General features: G+C 42.3%; 13 protein-coding genes. 4 read left to right on the top strand and 9 right to left on the bottom strand.

The annotated features are described in order from the left end of the window. Nucleotides 1-49: 49 nt before the first annotated feature. Nucleotides 50-2,725, bottom strand: coding sequence for an aconitate hydratase AcnA (gene acnA / locus NXS07_RS06545; protein WP_258086404.1), 2,676 nt, complete (start codon nucleotides 2,723-2,725; stop codon nucleotides 50-52). Nucleotides 2,726-2,940: 215 nt separating this feature from the next. Here acnA and NXS07_RS06550 point away from each other — a divergent pair, with 215 nt between their 5' ends. Continuing rightward, entirely contained in the window at nucleotides 2,941-3,762 is an 822-nt protein-coding gene (locus NXS07_RS06550; RefSeq protein WP_258086405.1) for an Evf family palmitoylated virulence factor, read from the top strand. A 349-nt stretch (nucleotides 3,763-4,111) separates the two neighbouring features. Here NXS07_RS06550 and cysB read toward each other — a convergent pair whose 3' ends face one another. Next, nucleotides 4,112-5,086, bottom strand: coding sequence for an HTH-type transcriptional regulator CysB (gene cysB / locus NXS07_RS06555; RefSeq protein WP_038197566.1), 975 nt, complete (start codon nucleotides 5,084-5,086; stop codon nucleotides 4,112-4,114). Nucleotides 5,087-5,426: 340 nt separating this feature from the next. After that, entirely contained in the window at nucleotides 5,427-8,018 is a 2,592-nt protein-coding gene (topA, locus tag NXS07_RS06560) for a type I DNA topoisomerase (protein WP_258086406.1), read from the bottom strand. Nucleotides 8,019-8,324: 306 nt separating this feature from the next. On the opposite strand from topA, the gene NXS07_RS06565 reads away from it, so the two are divergent. Next, nucleotides 8,325-8,576, top strand: coding sequence for a YciN family protein (locus tag NXS07_RS06565; protein ID WP_038197568.1), 252 nt, complete (start codon nucleotides 8,325-8,327; stop codon nucleotides 8,574-8,576). 127 nt (nucleotides 8,577-8,703) lie between these two features. Here the strand turns inward: NXS07_RS06565 and sohB are convergent, their stop codons facing one another. After that, on the bottom strand, nucleotides 8,704-9,750 hold the full coding sequence (gene sohB, locus NXS07_RS06570; RefSeq protein WP_038224848.1) for a protease SohB: 1,047 nt from the start codon (nucleotides 9,748-9,750) through the stop codon (nucleotides 8,704-8,706). Nucleotides 9,751-10,008: 258 nt separating this feature from the next. Here sohB and NXS07_RS06575 point away from each other — a divergent pair, with 258 nt between their 5' ends. After that, nucleotides 10,009-10,773: a YciK family oxidoreductase gene (locus tag NXS07_RS06575; protein WP_038224850.1), complete on the top strand. Its 765-nt coding sequence runs from the start codon at nucleotides 10,009-10,011 to the stop codon at nucleotides 10,771-10,773. After that, on the top strand, nucleotides 10,773-11,369 hold the full coding sequence (gene cobO, locus NXS07_RS06580) for a cob(I)yrinic acid a,c-diamide adenosyltransferase (protein WP_038197571.1): 597 nt from the start codon (nucleotides 10,773-10,775) through the stop codon (nucleotides 11,367-11,369). Before NXS07_RS06575 ends, cobO begins: the two co-directional genes overlap by 1 nt. Nucleotides 11,370-11,442: 73 nt before the next feature. On the opposite strand, the gene rluB is transcribed toward cobO, so the two are convergent. The 5 genes from rluB to NXS07_RS06605 all read right to left on the bottom strand — a co-directional run bounded on the left by rluB (nucleotide 11,443) and on the right by NXS07_RS06605 (nucleotide 15,853). Then, nucleotides 11,443-12,387, bottom strand: a complete 945-nt coding sequence (gene rluB, locus NXS07_RS06585; RefSeq protein WP_046336663.1) for a 23S rRNA pseudouridine(2605) synthase RluB — start codon at nucleotides 12,385-12,387, stop codon at nucleotides 11,443-11,445. A gap of 65 nt (nucleotides 12,388-12,452) precedes the next feature. Further along, the gene (locus tag NXS07_RS06590; RefSeq protein WP_038197573.1) at nucleotides 12,453-13,073 is read right to left on the bottom strand and encodes an L-threonylcarbamoyladenylate synthase; all 621 of its coding nucleotides are present in this window, start codon (nucleotides 13,071-13,073) and stop codon (nucleotides 12,453-12,455) included. 28 nt (nucleotides 13,074-13,101) lie between these two features. Further along, nucleotides 13,102-13,962: an RNase RNM gene (rnm, locus tag NXS07_RS06595; RefSeq protein ID WP_258086407.1), complete on the bottom strand. Its 861-nt coding sequence runs from the start codon at nucleotides 13,960-13,962 to the stop codon at nucleotides 13,102-13,104. Between the two features lie 167 nt (nucleotides 13,963-14,129). Continuing rightward, entirely contained in the window at nucleotides 14,130-14,936 is an 807-nt protein-coding gene (locus NXS07_RS06600; RefSeq protein WP_258086408.1) for a hypothetical protein, read from the bottom strand. Between the two features lie 722 nt (nucleotides 14,937-15,658). After that, nucleotides 15,659-15,853 carry a hypothetical protein gene (locus tag NXS07_RS06605; protein WP_038224857.1) on the bottom strand — a complete coding sequence of 65 codons (195 nt, stop codon included), beginning with the start codon at nucleotides 15,851-15,853 and terminating at the stop codon, nucleotides 15,659-15,661. Nucleotides 15,854-16,273: the final 420 nt, after the last annotated feature.

Raw genomic sequence — 16,273 nt, forward strand, 5'->3', positions numbered from 1 at the left:
GTTTTTTTCTAAATGTTCATATTCCTGAAGATGAATTATACGGCTACTATTATTTCAGCATATTACGGATCACATAGTGCAAAATGCCGTCATTATAAAAATACGCCAGTTCCGTATTGGTATCGATGCGACAACGGGCATCAATGACAGTTTCTTTTCCATTGACATAATTGATTTTTACCGCAATGGTCTGCCCTGGCTCGATATGCCCCAATCCTACAATATCGATTCGTTCATCACCAGTCAGGTTTAGCGTCTTACGGCTGACACCTTGTGGGAATTCCAGTGGTAATACACCCATTCCAATCAGATTAGAACGGTGGATACGTTCGAAAGATTCCGCAATCACGACCCTCGCTCCCAGCAGCCTAGTTCCTTTCGCTGCCCAATCACGGCTTGAACCGGAACCATATTCTTTACCTGCAATAATGGCCAGCGGTGTCTTGTCTTCCTGATAAAGCATGGCCGCGTCATAAATCGCCAACTGAGCTTGAGATGGAATATGGCGAGTGTATCCTCCTTCCACACCAGGCATCATTTCGTTGCGGATACGGATATTGGCAAACGTCCCACGCATCATAACTTCATGATTGCCACGCCTTGAACCGTAAGAGTTAAAATCTTTCGGCGAAACGCCATGTTCCTGCAAGTATCGTCCTGCTGGGCTGTCAGCTTTTATGTTTCCCGCCGGAGAAATATGATCCGTTGTGACTGAATCCCCCAAGATCGCAAGTATATTGGCTTGATGGATATCAGTTATCGGCTTGGGCTCAATCGTCATATCGCTGAAAAAAGGGGGAAGGCGAATATAGGTTGAATCCTGCTGCCAAGAATAAGTTTCTGACCTTTCCACTTCCAACGATTGCCAATTTTCATCACCATCAAAAACGGCATTGTATTCTTTGTGGAACATCTCTGTCCTGACTTTACCAACAGCTTCAGCGACTTCTTGACTATCCGGCCAGATATCTTGCAGATAGATATCATGACCTTGTTGATCTTGCCCTAATGGCTCCCTAGTGAGATCTTTTTTCATATTACCAGAAAGTGCATAGGCAACCACCAGTGGCGGAGATGCCAGCCAGTTAGTTTTCACCAGAGGATGAATGCGTCCTTCAAAATTCCGGTTACCGGAAAGCACCGCGCCAACCATCAGATCAGATTGCTTAATCACTACTTCAATCGGCTCTGGCAATGGGCCTGAGTTACCGATACAAGTGGTACAACCATATCCCACTAGATTGAAACCCAGTTTTTCCAGATATGGCATGAGCCCTGCCAGTTCAAGGTAATCCGTTACTACCTTGGAGCCGGGTGCCAGCGAGGTTTTAACCCACGGTTGACGTTGCAAACCTTTTTCAATCGCTTTTTTGGCAAGTAAACCTGCTGTCATCAAGACACTAGGATTAGATGTATTTGTACAGGAAGTGATGGCAGCAATAACTACAGCGCCATCTTGCAGTGCAAAAGTCTGATTATCAAGAGTGACTATCGTGTCCGCCCGATGCTCCTGTATTTTATGGATGTCCAGTTCCATGGCAGCTTGGAATGCATGTGGTACATCGCCAAGTGCTACTCTATCCTGAGGGCGTTTCGGTCCTGCCAAGCTCACTTCAACCGTGGACATATCCAGCTCAAGGTTGTTGGTGAAAATGGGTTCATCCCCTGCGTTACGCCATAATCCCTGCTTCTTACAGTAGGCTTCAACTAAGGCAATTTCATCTTCATTGCGTCCAGTTAAGCGCAAATAGCCCAGTGTAATATCATCAACAGGGAAGAAACCGCAGGTTGCGCCATATTCAGGCGACATATTGGCAATAGTTGCTCTATCTGCCAATGGCAAATCAGACAGCCCATCACCATAGAATTCGACAAACTTGCCAACCACGCCATGCTTGCGCAGCATCTGCGTCACCGTCAGGACAAGGTCGGTTGCCGTGATCCCTTCCCGCAATTTCCCGGCCAGTTTAAAACCAACGACATCCGGGATCAGCATGGAGACAGGCTGCCCCAACATCGCAGCTTCGGCTTCAATTCCCCCAACGCCCCAACCTAATACACCGAGTCCGTTAATCATGGTTGTATGAGAATCCGTCCCCACCAACGTATCAGGATAGGCAAAATCCTTGCCATTCTGGTTTTCATACCAAACCGATTTACCAAGATATTCAAGGTTAACCTGATGGCAAATTCCTGTTCCGGGAGGCACAACGCGGAAGCGATTAAAGGCTTTTTGCCCCCAACGTAAAAATAGATAACGTTCATAGTTACGTTCCATCTCAATCTGAACGTTTTCTTCAAACGCCTGCTCTGTACCGAATTTGTCTACCATGACTGAGTGGTCAATCACAAGATCAACGGGAGACAAAGGATTAACTTGTTCAACATTACCGCCAAGCCGCAGAACCGCTTCCCGCATGGCTGCAAGATCCACGACAGCCGGAACGCCGGTAAAATCCTGCATTAACACACGGGCGGGACGATAAGCGATTTCCCTGTCTGCATGACCGTTTTTCTGCCATTCCACCAATGCCTTCAAATCCTCTTCCACAACAGAATCGCCATCAATATTGCGCAGGAGATTTTCAAGCAGGACTTTCATGGACTTAGGCAAACGGGCTATCTCACCCAATTGTTCAGATAACAGAGATAAACTGTAATAATGATATGTTTTACTGCCAATGGAGAGTGTTGATGCACAGTCCGTTTTCAATTTAAACGACATAACTCCTCCTTTCTTATTATGGTCAGCTACACCATTAAACATAACATACTAGCGAACATTTGTTATTCAGTTACCACACATTTTGCTAACCGGCTGTAAACCCTTATTTATTGACAAATTTTAGTGATGACATCCCGAAAGCACATGTGTTTTATTCATAGCTAAAGCACACATGCGGTACTGAATATCATTACTTAAATACTGGAGGGTGAATTATGGATATAAAAGTCGACAAAAACCGTCAACACTATTTAAACCATATAGCGCAGGCTGAACAATTTTTTTCCAATGGAATTGAGGATAACTTTTCCCTGTCAAACCACCAATTCAGTGATATGGATGGACTTGTCCAATTTGTCATTACTTCACAAATCAATGACAAATCCAGCGTGATACAACGGTTAAATGAAATAAAGAAAACACAGATTTCTCTTTCCTCAATTGCGACTGATTATATCATCAAATATGCTAATACCCATGGCCAACAATATAGAACTGACGTGCAATTTTGGGGCGATATCATAGAGAAACTGCCGTTAATGAGCGTCAGGAATATAGAAAGCCAAACCTACAGCCATGTAATGAAAGGATTTTCAATCGCAACGAACTTGCTGCAACTTATCATGGATATTGTTTTGAATACAAACTCTTCCAGCATGAAAAGCTTTTCTCAGTTCCTGCAAAAACAAGGAGATGCCATTAGGCTTGGGTTGAAGAAGAATAACGATCATTACTCTACTCTGACTTTGACCAGTGTCATTGAAGCTGTTGGAGCTGAAGATCAAGTGATTTATATTCCCAAAATGAAACTGTACAAAGTGAATTTTGACAGAAGCAATTCAGAAATTGCTTCAAATTGTGCTTCCAATGAAAATATCAATGTCGAATTCACTTACTCTTCCTGTGTTTCATTATTTGATTATCAGGCATTGGAAGATCCCGAAATTAAGGCATCCTTTGATCTATTTATTCGTAATAACAAAAAATCATCAATAGAGAATTCTAATAATTTTTTCAACGGTGAATTTAAAGTGTAATTTAAGGCACAGCTAAAATTACTTATCTGATTGTTACAAAAGTGATTATTATCATAAAAAAGATTCGTGTATCTGACAATACCCTGTGCAACCTGCTCTTTTATTCATGTCTCAACACTGTATTATTAATTTTTAAATAAAGAAGCCATCAGTATTAACTGATGGCTACCACATTATCAAACTAAACTTATATCCTTTAATTGCGACAGAAACAGCTAAACCCAATCCCGTATTCCTGATTTTTTTGCATCAGTTATTATTTTTAAACCAACTCTAGATGACAAAATCAACAAAAAATAGAGGAAGATAACATCAGCTGCCTTCCTCTGATTTTTTCATTATAGATTCTTTATGCTATCGGTAATTCGATGTCCTTGAACATCTCTTCAATTTCTTCATTAGATCGCAACGCGATAGCTTTATCAACCACATCTCGTGTTAAATGCGGAGCAAAACGCCAGATAAAATCATACATATAACTACGCAGGAAACTACTGCGACGGAAACCAATCTTTGTCGTGCTATAACTGAATTTATCACGCATATCAATGCGCACTAAATCACTGTCCTGAACAGGTTCTATCGCCATGCTGGCAATCACGCCGACTCCTAACCCTAACCGAACATAAGTCTTAATTACATCAGCATCTGTCGCTGTGAATACTATCTTAGGTTTAAGACCAGCCTGGTCAAAAGCAACATCCAACTCAGAACGCCCCGTAAAGCCAAAGGTGTATGTCACAATCGGGTATTCCGCCAATTCCTCAATCGTTACGTTTTGCCTGGCTGCCAGAGGATGATCTTTCGTAACCACTACAGAGCGGTTCCAATGATAACAAGGCAACATAATAAGATCGCTATAGAGATGAAGTGCTTCGGTTGCTATCGCAAAATCGCTGTTTCCCTTACATACTTCTTCCGCAATTTGAGTGGGTGAACCTTGATGCATATGAAGGGAAACATTGGGATAGCGCTCAATAAAACCTTTGATAACAGGAGGCAAGGCATATCTTGCTTGGGTGTGTGTAGTTGCAATATACAGAGACCCACGATCCGGATAAGTATGTTCACTGGCTACGGAACGGATTGAATCAATTTTTGACAGTACTTCACGTGAAATACGGATAACTTCTTCACCGGCCGGTGTGACATGTGTCAGATGTTTGCCACTGCGAGCAAATATTTGGATACCCAATTCATCTTCAAGCATTCTGACTTGTTTGCTGATCCCGGGTTGAGAGGTGTACAATCCTTCTGCCGTAGAAGATACATTCAGGTTATGGTTAACCACCTCTACAATATAACGTAATTGCTGTAGTTTCATATCAGCACTGTCCCTAATAATAAAATGTACGAATGTTTTGTAGTCTACACATGTTCTATATTGCTAATGGTTATTTTCTTATAACTATACAGAATATATATTTATAGGTATATAACTACTATATCACCTGCTGTATATTTATATAACAAATAATTGGGGATGATAACGATTATCGTACATTTATTGCAGAAATATTATGTTTTAATTCTATATAAAAACAAAAAAAGCCAGTCCTAATTGACTGGCTTTTTAGAAAGAAAAATTATGTTTTTAGTAAAAAAAGAAATATCTATCTGAATATATTTCAATGAACTGACATACTAACCCATCACTAAAATCATTACTTTTCTTTTGTTACCCAAGCACCATCAACAAAAAATGCGGCCCACCCGGTCGCCTTACCATTTTTCTCCGAAGAGACATATTGCTGCTTCGTCTTGCGACTAAAACGCACTACTGTTTTATGACCTTCAGGGTCAGCAACAGGAGCCTTAGCCAAATAGCATAACTTCTCTGGCAAGCGATCCTTGAACTTGACAAGTTCCTCAACCAGCGGTGCTCGTGTTTCACGCGATTTAGGGAACGTGTTGGCTGCAAGAAATACACCAGCAGCACCATCGCGCAGAACAAAATAGGCATCCGATTTTTCACATGGCAATTCAGGCAATGGAACTGGATCTTCTTTCGGTGGGGCAACTTCCCCGCTCCGGAGGATCTTACGGGTGTTTTTGCACTCTTCGCTTGTGCATCCCATGTATTTACCGAAACGACCCATTTTTAAGTGCATTTCTGAACCACATTTATCACACTCAACGATTGGGCCATCATAACCTTTGATTCGGAATTCGCCCTCTTCCACTTCATAACCATCACATGCAGGATTATTACCACAAACATGTAATTTACGTTGGTTATCAATCAGGTAGCTATCCATTGCTGTACCGCATTCTTTACAGCGATGGCGGGCACGCAGTGCATTAGTTTCCGCATCATCCCCTTCCAGAATGTTCAGGATTTCGTTTTCCGGGATCAAATTGATGGTTTGCTTGCAACGCTCTTTCGGTGATAGCACATAGCCAGAGCAGCCAAGAAATACCCCCGTTGTCGCCGTGCGAATACCCATTGGGCGACTACACGTCGGACAATCAATAGAAGTGATCACCATTGGATTCGGACGCATACCGCCTTCATCAGGATCTTTGCTAGCAACATCAAGCTGTTCACTGAAATTGGTAAAAAACTCGTCCAGTACCCCTTTCCAGTTAGCTTCGTTATTAGCGACGTGATCGAGCTGGTCTTCCATTCTTGCGGTAAAGTCATAGCTCATTAATTCGTTGAAGTTCTCTTCTAAACGATCATTAACGATTTCACCCATTTTTTCCGCATAGAATCGACGGTTTTCACCCCGCACATAACCACGATCCTGAATAGTTGAAATAATTGACGCATAGGTTGATGGGCGACCAATGCCACGCTTTTCCAACTCCCTGACCAGAGATGCTTCACTGAAACGTGCCGGTGGTTTCGTGAAATGCTGGCTTGGGCTCAACTGTTGCAAGTCAAGTTCAGTGCCAACTTCAACCACTGGTAAAGTATGGTCTTCATCCCCCTTGCGCAATGCTGGCATCACTTTCGTCCAACCATCGAAACGCAATGTACGACCTTTGGCACGGAGTTCAAAATTCCCCGCCTGAACTGTCAGCGTAGTGGAATCGTATTTCGCTGGCATCATCTGACAGGCAACGAACTGGCGCCAGATAAGCTGATACAGTTTTTGTGCATCGGCTTCCATATCTTTCAGTTCTTCCGCCATGACATCTACATTAGAAGGCCGGATAGCTTCATGAGCCTCCTGCGAATTCTCCTTACTGCTGTAGATATTGGCTGTTTTTGGCAAATATTTGTCACCAAAGTGATCATTGATATAACCGCGAACCATGTCCAGTGCATCCTGACTCAAATTGATAGAGTCGGTACGCATGTACGTGATATGTCCTGCTTCATATAACCGCTGTGCCATCATCATCGTTTTCTTGACACCGAACCCAAGCCGCGTACTGGCAGCCTGTTGCAGTGTTGAAGTAATGAATGGCGCGCCCGGTTTACTGGACGTCGGGCGGTCTTCACGATCAAGAACTTTGTATCTGGCTTTTTCAAGCAAGGATACCGCAGCCTGTGTTTGCTGTGCGTTAACGGGCTTGAATGGTTTTCCCCCTTCATGGGTGACTTCCATTTGGAGCGCAATGTCTCCTTTAGCCATTAAGTCCGCGTGCAATTGCCAGTATTCTTCTGGCACAAAGACCTTGATTTCACGCTCCCGCTCAACGATAAGGCGAACCGCTACGGATTGAACGCGCCCGGCAGACAGCCCTCTGGCGACTTTCTTCCACAATAGCGGTGAAACCATATAACCCACGACGCGATCCATAAAACGGCGCGCCTGCTGTGCATTTACACGGTCGATATTCAGTTCACCAGGATTGTCAAAAGCCTGAGTGATGGCATTTTTGGTGATCTCATTGAATACAACCCGACTGAAACGAGCCTCTTCTCCACCAATAACCTCTCGTAGGTGCCATGCAATGGCTTCCCCTTCGCGGTCAAGGTCCGTTGCGAGATAGATATGATCGGCTTTCTCAGCAAGCGTTTTCAGTTCTGCGACAACTTTTTCCTTACCAGGCAAAATTTGGTAATCCGCTTCCCAACCGTGATAGGGATCAACTCCCATTCGGTTAACCAGCGCTGTCTTCTCATCCTTTTTCTTTTTATTCTTATCGGTTGATGAGTTCGAACTCTTTTGACTCGCTGCTCCACTGGTCGGCAAATCACGGATATGACCTACACTGGATTTTACAACGTAGTCATTCCCCAGATATTTATTGATTGTTTTGGCTTTTGCCGGGGACTCCACTATAACAAGAGCTTTACCCATAGTTACCTTTACCTAATTATCTTCTTTTCAGATGGCGGAAATCACGGCGTTATGTTGCGATATATAAAATAAATTCTCTTTTTATATTGCGATAGATTTGCAAGATATCAACTAATTTTTATCTTGTACTTTGCTCAAGCGCAAAAACCTTTGAAATATTTAAGGTATTTTATATACCAGCACATGCCATGCAATTGTATGATTTAACAGTTGTAAACAAAATCTTCCATCTGCATGACGAAAAGCCCACACTCTACCTGATAAAAAACGATGCGCAACAACTTATTTTTTGGAGGAGCATAATCGATGCAAACTGAAACATTACCCATTAAGCGTAAACAGTTACTGGAAAAAGCAAATAAAATCATTAGGAAACACGACGATTTTATTCAGGGAATGTATGCAGATGATGTAGAACAGAAAGGCGAAGTGCTCGTTTTTAAGGGAGAATATTTTTTGGATAGCTATAATCTGCCTACCACGAAAAGTACCGCTGTGTTTAATATGTTTAAACATTTAGCACATATATTATCCGAAAAGTATCATTTAGCAGACTAAAAATTTGATGGTGTAATCCCTGATAGATCATCAATTATTGTGTGGGTAATAAGGGATATCCAAACCGTCACCTTCCACCTTATTACCCTTTATTGTTTTATATCTGTTATAGCTGATACCTAAATTATCAGAACAGTGGCTTTTCGCCCCTTTGCCACCAGCGCATGAACAATTTATCAACATTCTCCATTGCGCTACCCATGAAACGCTCTATCACACGTTTACGACGAGAATAACTGACCCCGATGACTTCACAGTGTTCGATCTGTTCAATCAAGAAATCATCACTGACACCCACATCATCAATTAGCCCATTTTCTTTTGCCTGCGTACCATACCAATATTCGCCAGTGGCTACTTTTTCCACATCCAGAGATGGACGATGCTGATAAATAAATGATTTAAATAATTTATGAGTTTCGTTCAAATCTTCCTGAAATTTCTGCCGTCCCTGCTCAGTATTTTCTCCCAGAACAGTCAGAGTACGCTTGTATTCCCCGGCAGTATGTAATTCTACATCAATATCATTTTTCTTGAGCAATCGGTGGATATTCGGGAGTTGGGCCACAACACCGATAGAACCAATAATCGCAAAAGGGGCAGCAATAATGCGATCTGCCACACAAGCCATCATGTAACCACCACTTGCGGCAACTTTATCTACGGCAATCGTCAGACGTATTCCTTTCTGCCGTAAACGAGCCAACTGAGATGCAGCAAGCCCATAACCATGTACCATACCACCGGGACTTTCTAAACGCAGTAACACTTCATCTTTGCTATTTGCCACAGCGAGTATGGCGCTGATCTCTTCACGGAGAGAATCAACTTCATGGGCATCCATACTGCCTTTAAAATCCAGAACATAAAGGTTCGATTTCTGTAAACCTTTCTGACTCGCTTTAGCCTCTGCCTTTTTCTGCTTGGCATCATTTTTCTGCTGTTTTTTTAACGCCTTCTGCCAAATTTTCTGCTCTGCGTCACTCATCCGAGCCTGCTGCATCTGGCGCTGTTTTTCCCTGTATGATTCACCCAGATTGGTCAGACGCAACTCCCCTTTATGCATGGTTTTACGTACACCCAATCCGATACAAAATACTGCCAGAACGACGACTGCTAATACCACAGTAACCACTTTGGCCAAGAACAGCCCGTATAGAGACAAATACTCCACAGATCCACCTTATCTTCAATTATGATGAACAATATTCTTCATTCTAACTAAAAACCGGAGGCTGTGCTCTAACAGTTTACTTGCATCCTATCTCATCAGAGCTCTGTTTTTTTCTGTCTATATTGAGCAAATTTGACGGGGGCATTAAGTTTTGTTCTGATGACAGACTTCATGTGTCAGCCTAAAATGGCAGATGCCATACGCCTTAAGTAATCGCTTTAAAAAACAGGTTCCTAAAAACCACAGGAAGATAGTCAGATGTTAGATTACCAACCCAATCATGATCTGCTGCAACAGAAAATCATTTTAGTCACCGGTGCCGGAGACGGCATTGGTCGTGAAGCAGCACTAACTTATGCTCGCCACGGTGCGCAGGTTATTCTGCTGGGGCGCACAACAGCAAAACTGGAAGCGGTCAAACAACAAATCGAAAACAATGGCGGTTTACCGATTACCATTTACACAATGGATCTTTTGACCGTGACAGCCGAAGAATGTCAGGCCTTTGCAGATGAACTCACCCAGCATTATCCCCGTCTGGATGGGGTATTGCACAATGCAGGTCTACTGGGTGTTGTCGCACCTGTCATAGAACAGCCTGTTCAGCTTTGGCATGAAGTCATACAAGTGAATGTCAACGCGACTTTCATGCTGACTCAGGTGTTAATTCCCCTGTTATTGAAATCCCCCAATGGCTCTCTGGTATTTACCAGTTCCAGTGTGGGCCGTGAAGGAAGAAGTGGTTGGGGTGCATATGCTGTTTCCAAATTTGCAACAGAAGGTCTAATGCAGGTTCTAGCGCAGGAGTATCAGGAAACTGCCTTGCGTATTAACTGCATTAATCCTGGAGGTACACGCACCGGTATGCGTGCGAGTGCATTTCCTGATGAAAATGCGACCAAATTAAAAATCCCTGCCGAGATCATGCCGGTCTATCTCTATCTGATGGGTGATGACAGCCTGAGTGATTCAGGTATCAGCTTTGATGCTCAGCCGGGTCGTAAAGCGGGGCCTGCCAAATAATGCCAACGGATAACGGACAGTACAAGAAAAGGCAACAGCGCCTGAAAGAGAAAGTCGATGCCCGCATTGAAGCTGCTCAACAGGAACGGGGTATCGTCATAGTATTCACCGGAAATGGTAAAGGGAAAACAACCGCTGCGTTTGGCACAGTCACTCGTGCAATCGGCCATGGTCAGCGTGCCGGCGTTATTCAATTTATCAAGGGAACATGGGAAAGCGGCGAAAGGAACCTGCTGGCACAACAGGGTGTTGAGTTTCATATCATGGCGACAGGGTTCACGTGGGAGACGCAAAACCGTGAAACTGACATCGCAGCCTGCCAAGCTGTATGGCAACATGCCCTGACGATGTTATCCGACCCCTCATTGCAGCTTGTCGTTTTGGATGAGCTGACCTATATGGTCAGTTACAAATATCTTGACCTAACCGATGTACTTACCGCACTCAAACAACGTCCTATCCATCAGTCTGTCATTATTACCGGACGGGGCTGCCATCGTGAATTACTTGAACTTGCAGATACCATTACGGAAATGCGCCCAGTAAAACATGCGTTTGATGCGGGAATCAAAGCTCAGAAAGGGGTTGATTGGTAAGATTGATTAGTAAGATAGATAAAAAGCCGCTGTTTCAGCCTTGATATAACACTGAAACAGCGACCCTAAAACATTAACGGCCTTTAGGTGCCGCTTTTCTTCCCGTATTCTGACGAGAGCTACTTGCAGGGCGTTTCCCCGCTGGACGGGAGGAGCCGACCTGAGAATGCCGTTTTACTGCCCGGCGGATCTGATTGGCCTTAATACGGCGTTGGTCACGCTCAACCGCAACTTTGGACATGGTTTCTTCATTTAAATCAACCAACTGACGTAAATAGTTAGTCTGCTCCAGCCCCAGTTCTGTCCATCCACCACGTGGTAAACCTTTCGGTAGATCGATATCACCATAACGGACACGGATCAAGCGGCTAACTTGTACGCCAACAGCTTCCCACAAACGCCTGACTTCACGGTTACGACCTTCCGTCAGTGTCACGTTATACCACTGGTTGATACCTTCACCACCCTTGAATGAGATAGTTTTGAAGGAGGCAGGCCCGTCTTCCAACTGAACGCCTTGTGTCAATTGACGAAGTTTCGCATTGTCTACTTCACCGAAAACACGAACAGCATATTCACGCTCAACTTCACAGCTTGGATGCATCAGGCGGTTTGCCAGTTCTCCATCCGTCGTAAACAGCAGCAGTCCGCAAGTATTGATGTCCAGACGCCCTACGGCAATCCAGCGAGCATCCTGCATTTTGGGCAGGCGATCAAACACTGTTGGACGCCCTTCAGGATCATGTCGAGTACACAGCTCACCTTCAGGCTTATAATAGGCCAGAACGCGACAAATCGTTTTTTGTGGCTCTTTTATATTTAAGATACGCCCATCAAGGCGAATTTTTATGGAAGGTTTGACTTCGATTCGATCACCCAACGTTGCGGTCTTGCCATCGATGCTAATCCGCCCCTCTTGGATATAGCCCTCAATTTCGCGGCGAGAACCATGACCAGCACGTGCGAGAATTTTTTGTAACTTTTCCGTTCTTTCTGTTTTTTGCGTTTTATCGCTCATTGAGCAACCTCTGTTGTCGCCTTCACAGGCGTCGTGTCATAAAATAAAAATGTGAATCATTCACCCTATAGAAAAGGTGTTACATCCCCTTCACCTTCGCGCAGAACCTCCGGAAAATCTCCGGTCAAATCAATTACCGTCGTCGGTTGCTGCCCAAGATAACCACCGTGAATAATTAAATCAACCTGTTTACCCAGCACATCCTTAATCTCTTCTGGATCAGATTCCGCAAAATCATTTCCGGGTAAAATCAAGCTACATGACATCAGTGGCTCTCTCATTCCTTCCAGTAATGCCAAAGCAATAGGATTGGAAGGGACACGCAGGCCGATGGTTTTACGCTTTTCGTTCATCAAACGACGGGGAACGTCTTTCGTCGCCTGTAAAATAAAGGTGTAATTACCGGGCGTATTATTTTTTATCAATCTGAATGCCTGATTATCCACATGCGCATAAGTCGCAATTTCAGAAAGATCACGGCACATCAGGGTAAAATTGTGGCGTCCATCCAATTGGCGAATACGGCATATGCGTGTCATGGCATCCTTGTTTTCAAGGCAGCACCCAATAGCGTAGCCTGAATCAGTAGGATAAATGACAACTCCACCCTTTTTTAACACATCTACACTCTGCCCAATTAAGCGGGATTGTGGATTGTCAGGATGGATATAAAAAAACTGGCTCACAAGTATAACCCCTTACTCTATGCAGCCCCTAGCGTGACCAATCATGCCATATCGGTATTACATCACTGGGTAACCACAAATTGCGCCCTAGCTCTATCCATGAACAGGGTTGGTGAAAATCCGAGCCTAATGATACTTTAAGTCCATATTCCTTTGCCAATTGACCAAGTTGTTGCCTTTCATTAGGTGCCTGCTGGCACTGCGCAACTTCCATTGCATCACCGCCATGCTGTTGAAACCAGGCTATCAAACGCTTCAGCCATTTCATCGATAAATCATACCTGCCTGGATGGGCAATCACAGCCTGCCCCCCAGCTTGATGAATAGTTTCAATAGCCTGCTCAATTGTACACCATTGAGCAGGGACATAACCGATTTTTCCCTTCGCCAGATATTTTTTGAATACTTTTGGGATTGTCGGTTCAACTCCCGCTTCAATCAAATAACGGGCAAAATGCCCGCGAGTGACCTGCCCGCCATTTGCCAAGCGAGAGGCGCCTTCCCAGGCATTAGGGATACCCGCCTTAGCAAGGCGCTGTCCAATTTCAATACCACGCTGTTTCCTCAACGTTACCTGATTGGAGAGAAAGTTTGTCAAAAAAACGCAATCAGTATCGATATTCAGGGCGACAATATGGATTTCAAAATTCTCCCATAATGTCGAAATTTCAACGCCGGATACCAACGTCAAAGGCAAATTATTTTGCTGAATATGGTTTAAGGCAGGAGGAATACCATCTGTAGTATCATGATCGGTGATTGCCAGTACGTTGATACCCATAGAAACCGCCCTATCCACAAGCTGTTCCGGTGATAAAACTCCATCTGAAGCGGTCGTATGGCTATGCAGGTCATAGAGTCTTATCAGTTCACTGGCGGCTTCAGTCATTGTACTGTACCTGTTTTTGTCGTGTGAGAAACAAGGGTGCTATCTATCAAGTGATATCAAGTATGAAGCGGGGATGATAACACAGAGGGAGTAGTTGAAGGTGCGAATTTACTGGTTCTACACAATTTGATGCTGTCAAAGTGCCGATATATCCCGTCGTTATGCGGTTACGTGATAACTACTGGCCTGACGGTTTTCGTCTGGACTTCAAAAGACGCTTGCGCAGTTGAATCTAACTGATTATCGATAAATTGATCTGCGGAGAGGGTATATTTGCCATCTTCCGGCCGATAAGGTCCACATGACCATTGGCCTAATGAGGTATCAACAGTAGTATTACAATCATCGGCGCCACCAAAACCTTCGATATATACCTGAGATCCCTTTTCTCCCGTACCTGAAATAGTAAAAGGTAGTTTTATTATTTTTGCTCCATGATTGGGGGCAATGATGTTTATTTTTGTTTCGGTAACTTCATACTTACGCGTGACCTGTGAGATTCTTTCATACGTATCACCCAATTCACCCAATTGAGCCGAGCCTGTTTTTTGATATTGAGCCGCATAAAGGAAAAACGTCCCTTTATTAGCTACGGTCAAGGCAGGGTTATCGGGGCACGTCCACTTTCCTTCTTTTATCAATTCAGCGGTCAGTTCATAAGTACCCACAGGAAAAATTATTGGTCTGTCACACTGCCAGTTACCATTGTCACTGACCACAGCTCCCGAGCAAATAACTGTTTCTTGTGCAAGGTTTTGAATATTTTCCTTCAATTCTGATGAGCGCTCGATCCTGCGTCTTTTAATATTGACCTCATCTCCCGGCACATTAGATCGCCCTGACAAAAAACTTGGGGTACCGACAATTTCTGTCCCTCCTTCAGAAAGATTTTTAATCTCGACATTAGGAGTTTTTATACTAAAGTAGCTTTTATCAGGAGACGATCCCTGCCAATTTTTTTTGATATCAGCCAATCCCAATGAATGATATTTGTCTACTACTTCAATGCGATAGAGGCTGTATTTCAATGTAGAAGGAAGGGTGATATCCCAAATAGGAAATTTCTTTTTATTTTTATAATCACCATATTTTATTGGAATAACCCCAGAATTTTGTTCTTTGTCTAATCTGGCTTCGGAATAATAATTTTCATTCTCTCCCTCTATGTTTATAGAATATTATGAAGATAAAAATATATCACCATTCTACAAAGTAGAACGGCTATCATCACCTCCAATACCAGATAATTTTTGACCTTTAAGTTCAGTGGGTATAATCTCTTTTGGATTGCTAATTCTATGCCTATCAATAAATTCAGAGCTAAAATAGCCCGAGCCAAAATAATTAAATTCGTCAAGAAATAAGGATCAGCATCCTCAATATTTTGCATTGCACCTATTTTATAGGAACGTTCCCTACCTTCCTCAACATTGTTTAAATAAAATTTATATTTTTATTTAAACAATTTACTCCGTTACATGTAGCAATCATTTCAAGATGGCAATCATCAGTTTCAACTATGCTCTGCCACACAAGATACGCCCCTGGAAACGATGGTAAATACGTTTCCATTCTAAAAACACATGATTTATATTTTTTACCCTTCTTATAAGTACTTACTTCCAATTTTACGAACTTATTTGCACCTGAGCATCCCTGAAAAAAATAATTACTATCCTCAAGACTCTCATTATGCTTATCCCCCAGGTTTAAAATTTATATATTCATCTCCAACTTTATACACACATTGATAACCTAACATTTTAATTTCAAAATTATCATGCTTACTGTCATTTTTAAAAATCATATTATAATCTGCTAATAGATTACTTCTGTTTTTATTTTTTCCTAATTCATCATAATTTCCGCTTAAAACAATATAATCACTCATTAATTCAATTGCACCAGTATTATTAAAAACAATCAAGGCAATGAAAAATAATATAAAATATAAAATATAAAATATAAAATATAAAATATAAAATATAAAATATAAAATATAAAATATAAAATAATTTTGCTTGCTTTCATAAACATAGACATCAATTAAAAATTGATATTATGATTAAGATCAAAATAACATTTTTAAATAACAGCAAGGCTATTAAAACATATTTGCAATTGAATTGTTATTATAAAAAAATAATACCAATTGATGTAATTTCTCAATGCATCTAATAAAACACAAAAAAACAGTCAATATATTTATAATATGAAAAAATCTTAGATATTTATAAAAACATTAATTTATTATCATATTTTAAATTAATTTTAACTATATTAATAACAATAGAAATATTACCCAATAAAT

The sequence above is a fragment of the Xenorhabdus bovienii genome (assembly GCF_024721015.1).
In the GTDB taxonomy this organism is placed as follows: Bacteria; Pseudomonadota; Gammaproteobacteria; order Enterobacterales; family Enterobacteriaceae; genus Xenorhabdus; species Xenorhabdus bovienii.

Excerpts from the sequence above, each read along its gene's own strand:
- acnA (WP_258086404.1), bottom strand. The coding sequence starts at position 2,725 with ATGTCGTTTAAATTGAAAACGGACTGTGCATCAACACTCTCCATTGGC.
- NXS07_RS06550 (WP_258086405.1), top strand. The coding sequence starts at position 2,941 with ATGGATATAAAAGTCGACAAAAACCGTCAACACTATTTAAACCATATA.
- cysB (WP_038197566.1), bottom strand. The coding sequence starts at position 5,086 with ATGAAACTACAGCAATTACGTTATATTGTAGAGGTGGTTAACCATAAC.
- topA (WP_258086406.1), bottom strand. The coding sequence starts at position 8,018 with ATGGGTAAAGCTCTTGTTATAGTGGAGTCCCCGGCAAAAGCCAAAACA.
- NXS07_RS06565 (WP_038197568.1), top strand. The coding sequence starts at position 8,325 with ATGCAAACTGAAACATTACCCATTAAGCGTAAACAGTTACTGGAAAAA.
- NXS07_RS06575 (WP_038224850.1), top strand. The coding sequence starts at position 10,009 with ATGTTAGATTACCAACCCAATCATGATCTGCTGCAACAGAAAATCATT.
- cobO (WP_038197571.1), top strand. The coding sequence starts at position 10,773 with ATGCCAACGGATAACGGACAGTACAAGAAAAGGCAACAGCGCCTGAAA.
- rluB (WP_046336663.1), bottom strand. The coding sequence starts at position 12,387 with ATGAGCGATAAAACGCAAAAAACAGAAAGAACGGAAAAGTTACAAAAA.
- rnm (WP_258086407.1), bottom strand. The coding sequence starts at position 13,962 with ATGACTGAAGCCGCCAGTGAACTGATAAGACTCTATGACCTGCATAGC.
- NXS07_RS06605 (WP_038224857.1), bottom strand. The coding sequence starts at position 15,853 with ATGAGTGATTATATTGTTTTAAGCGGAAATTATGATGAATTAGGAAAA.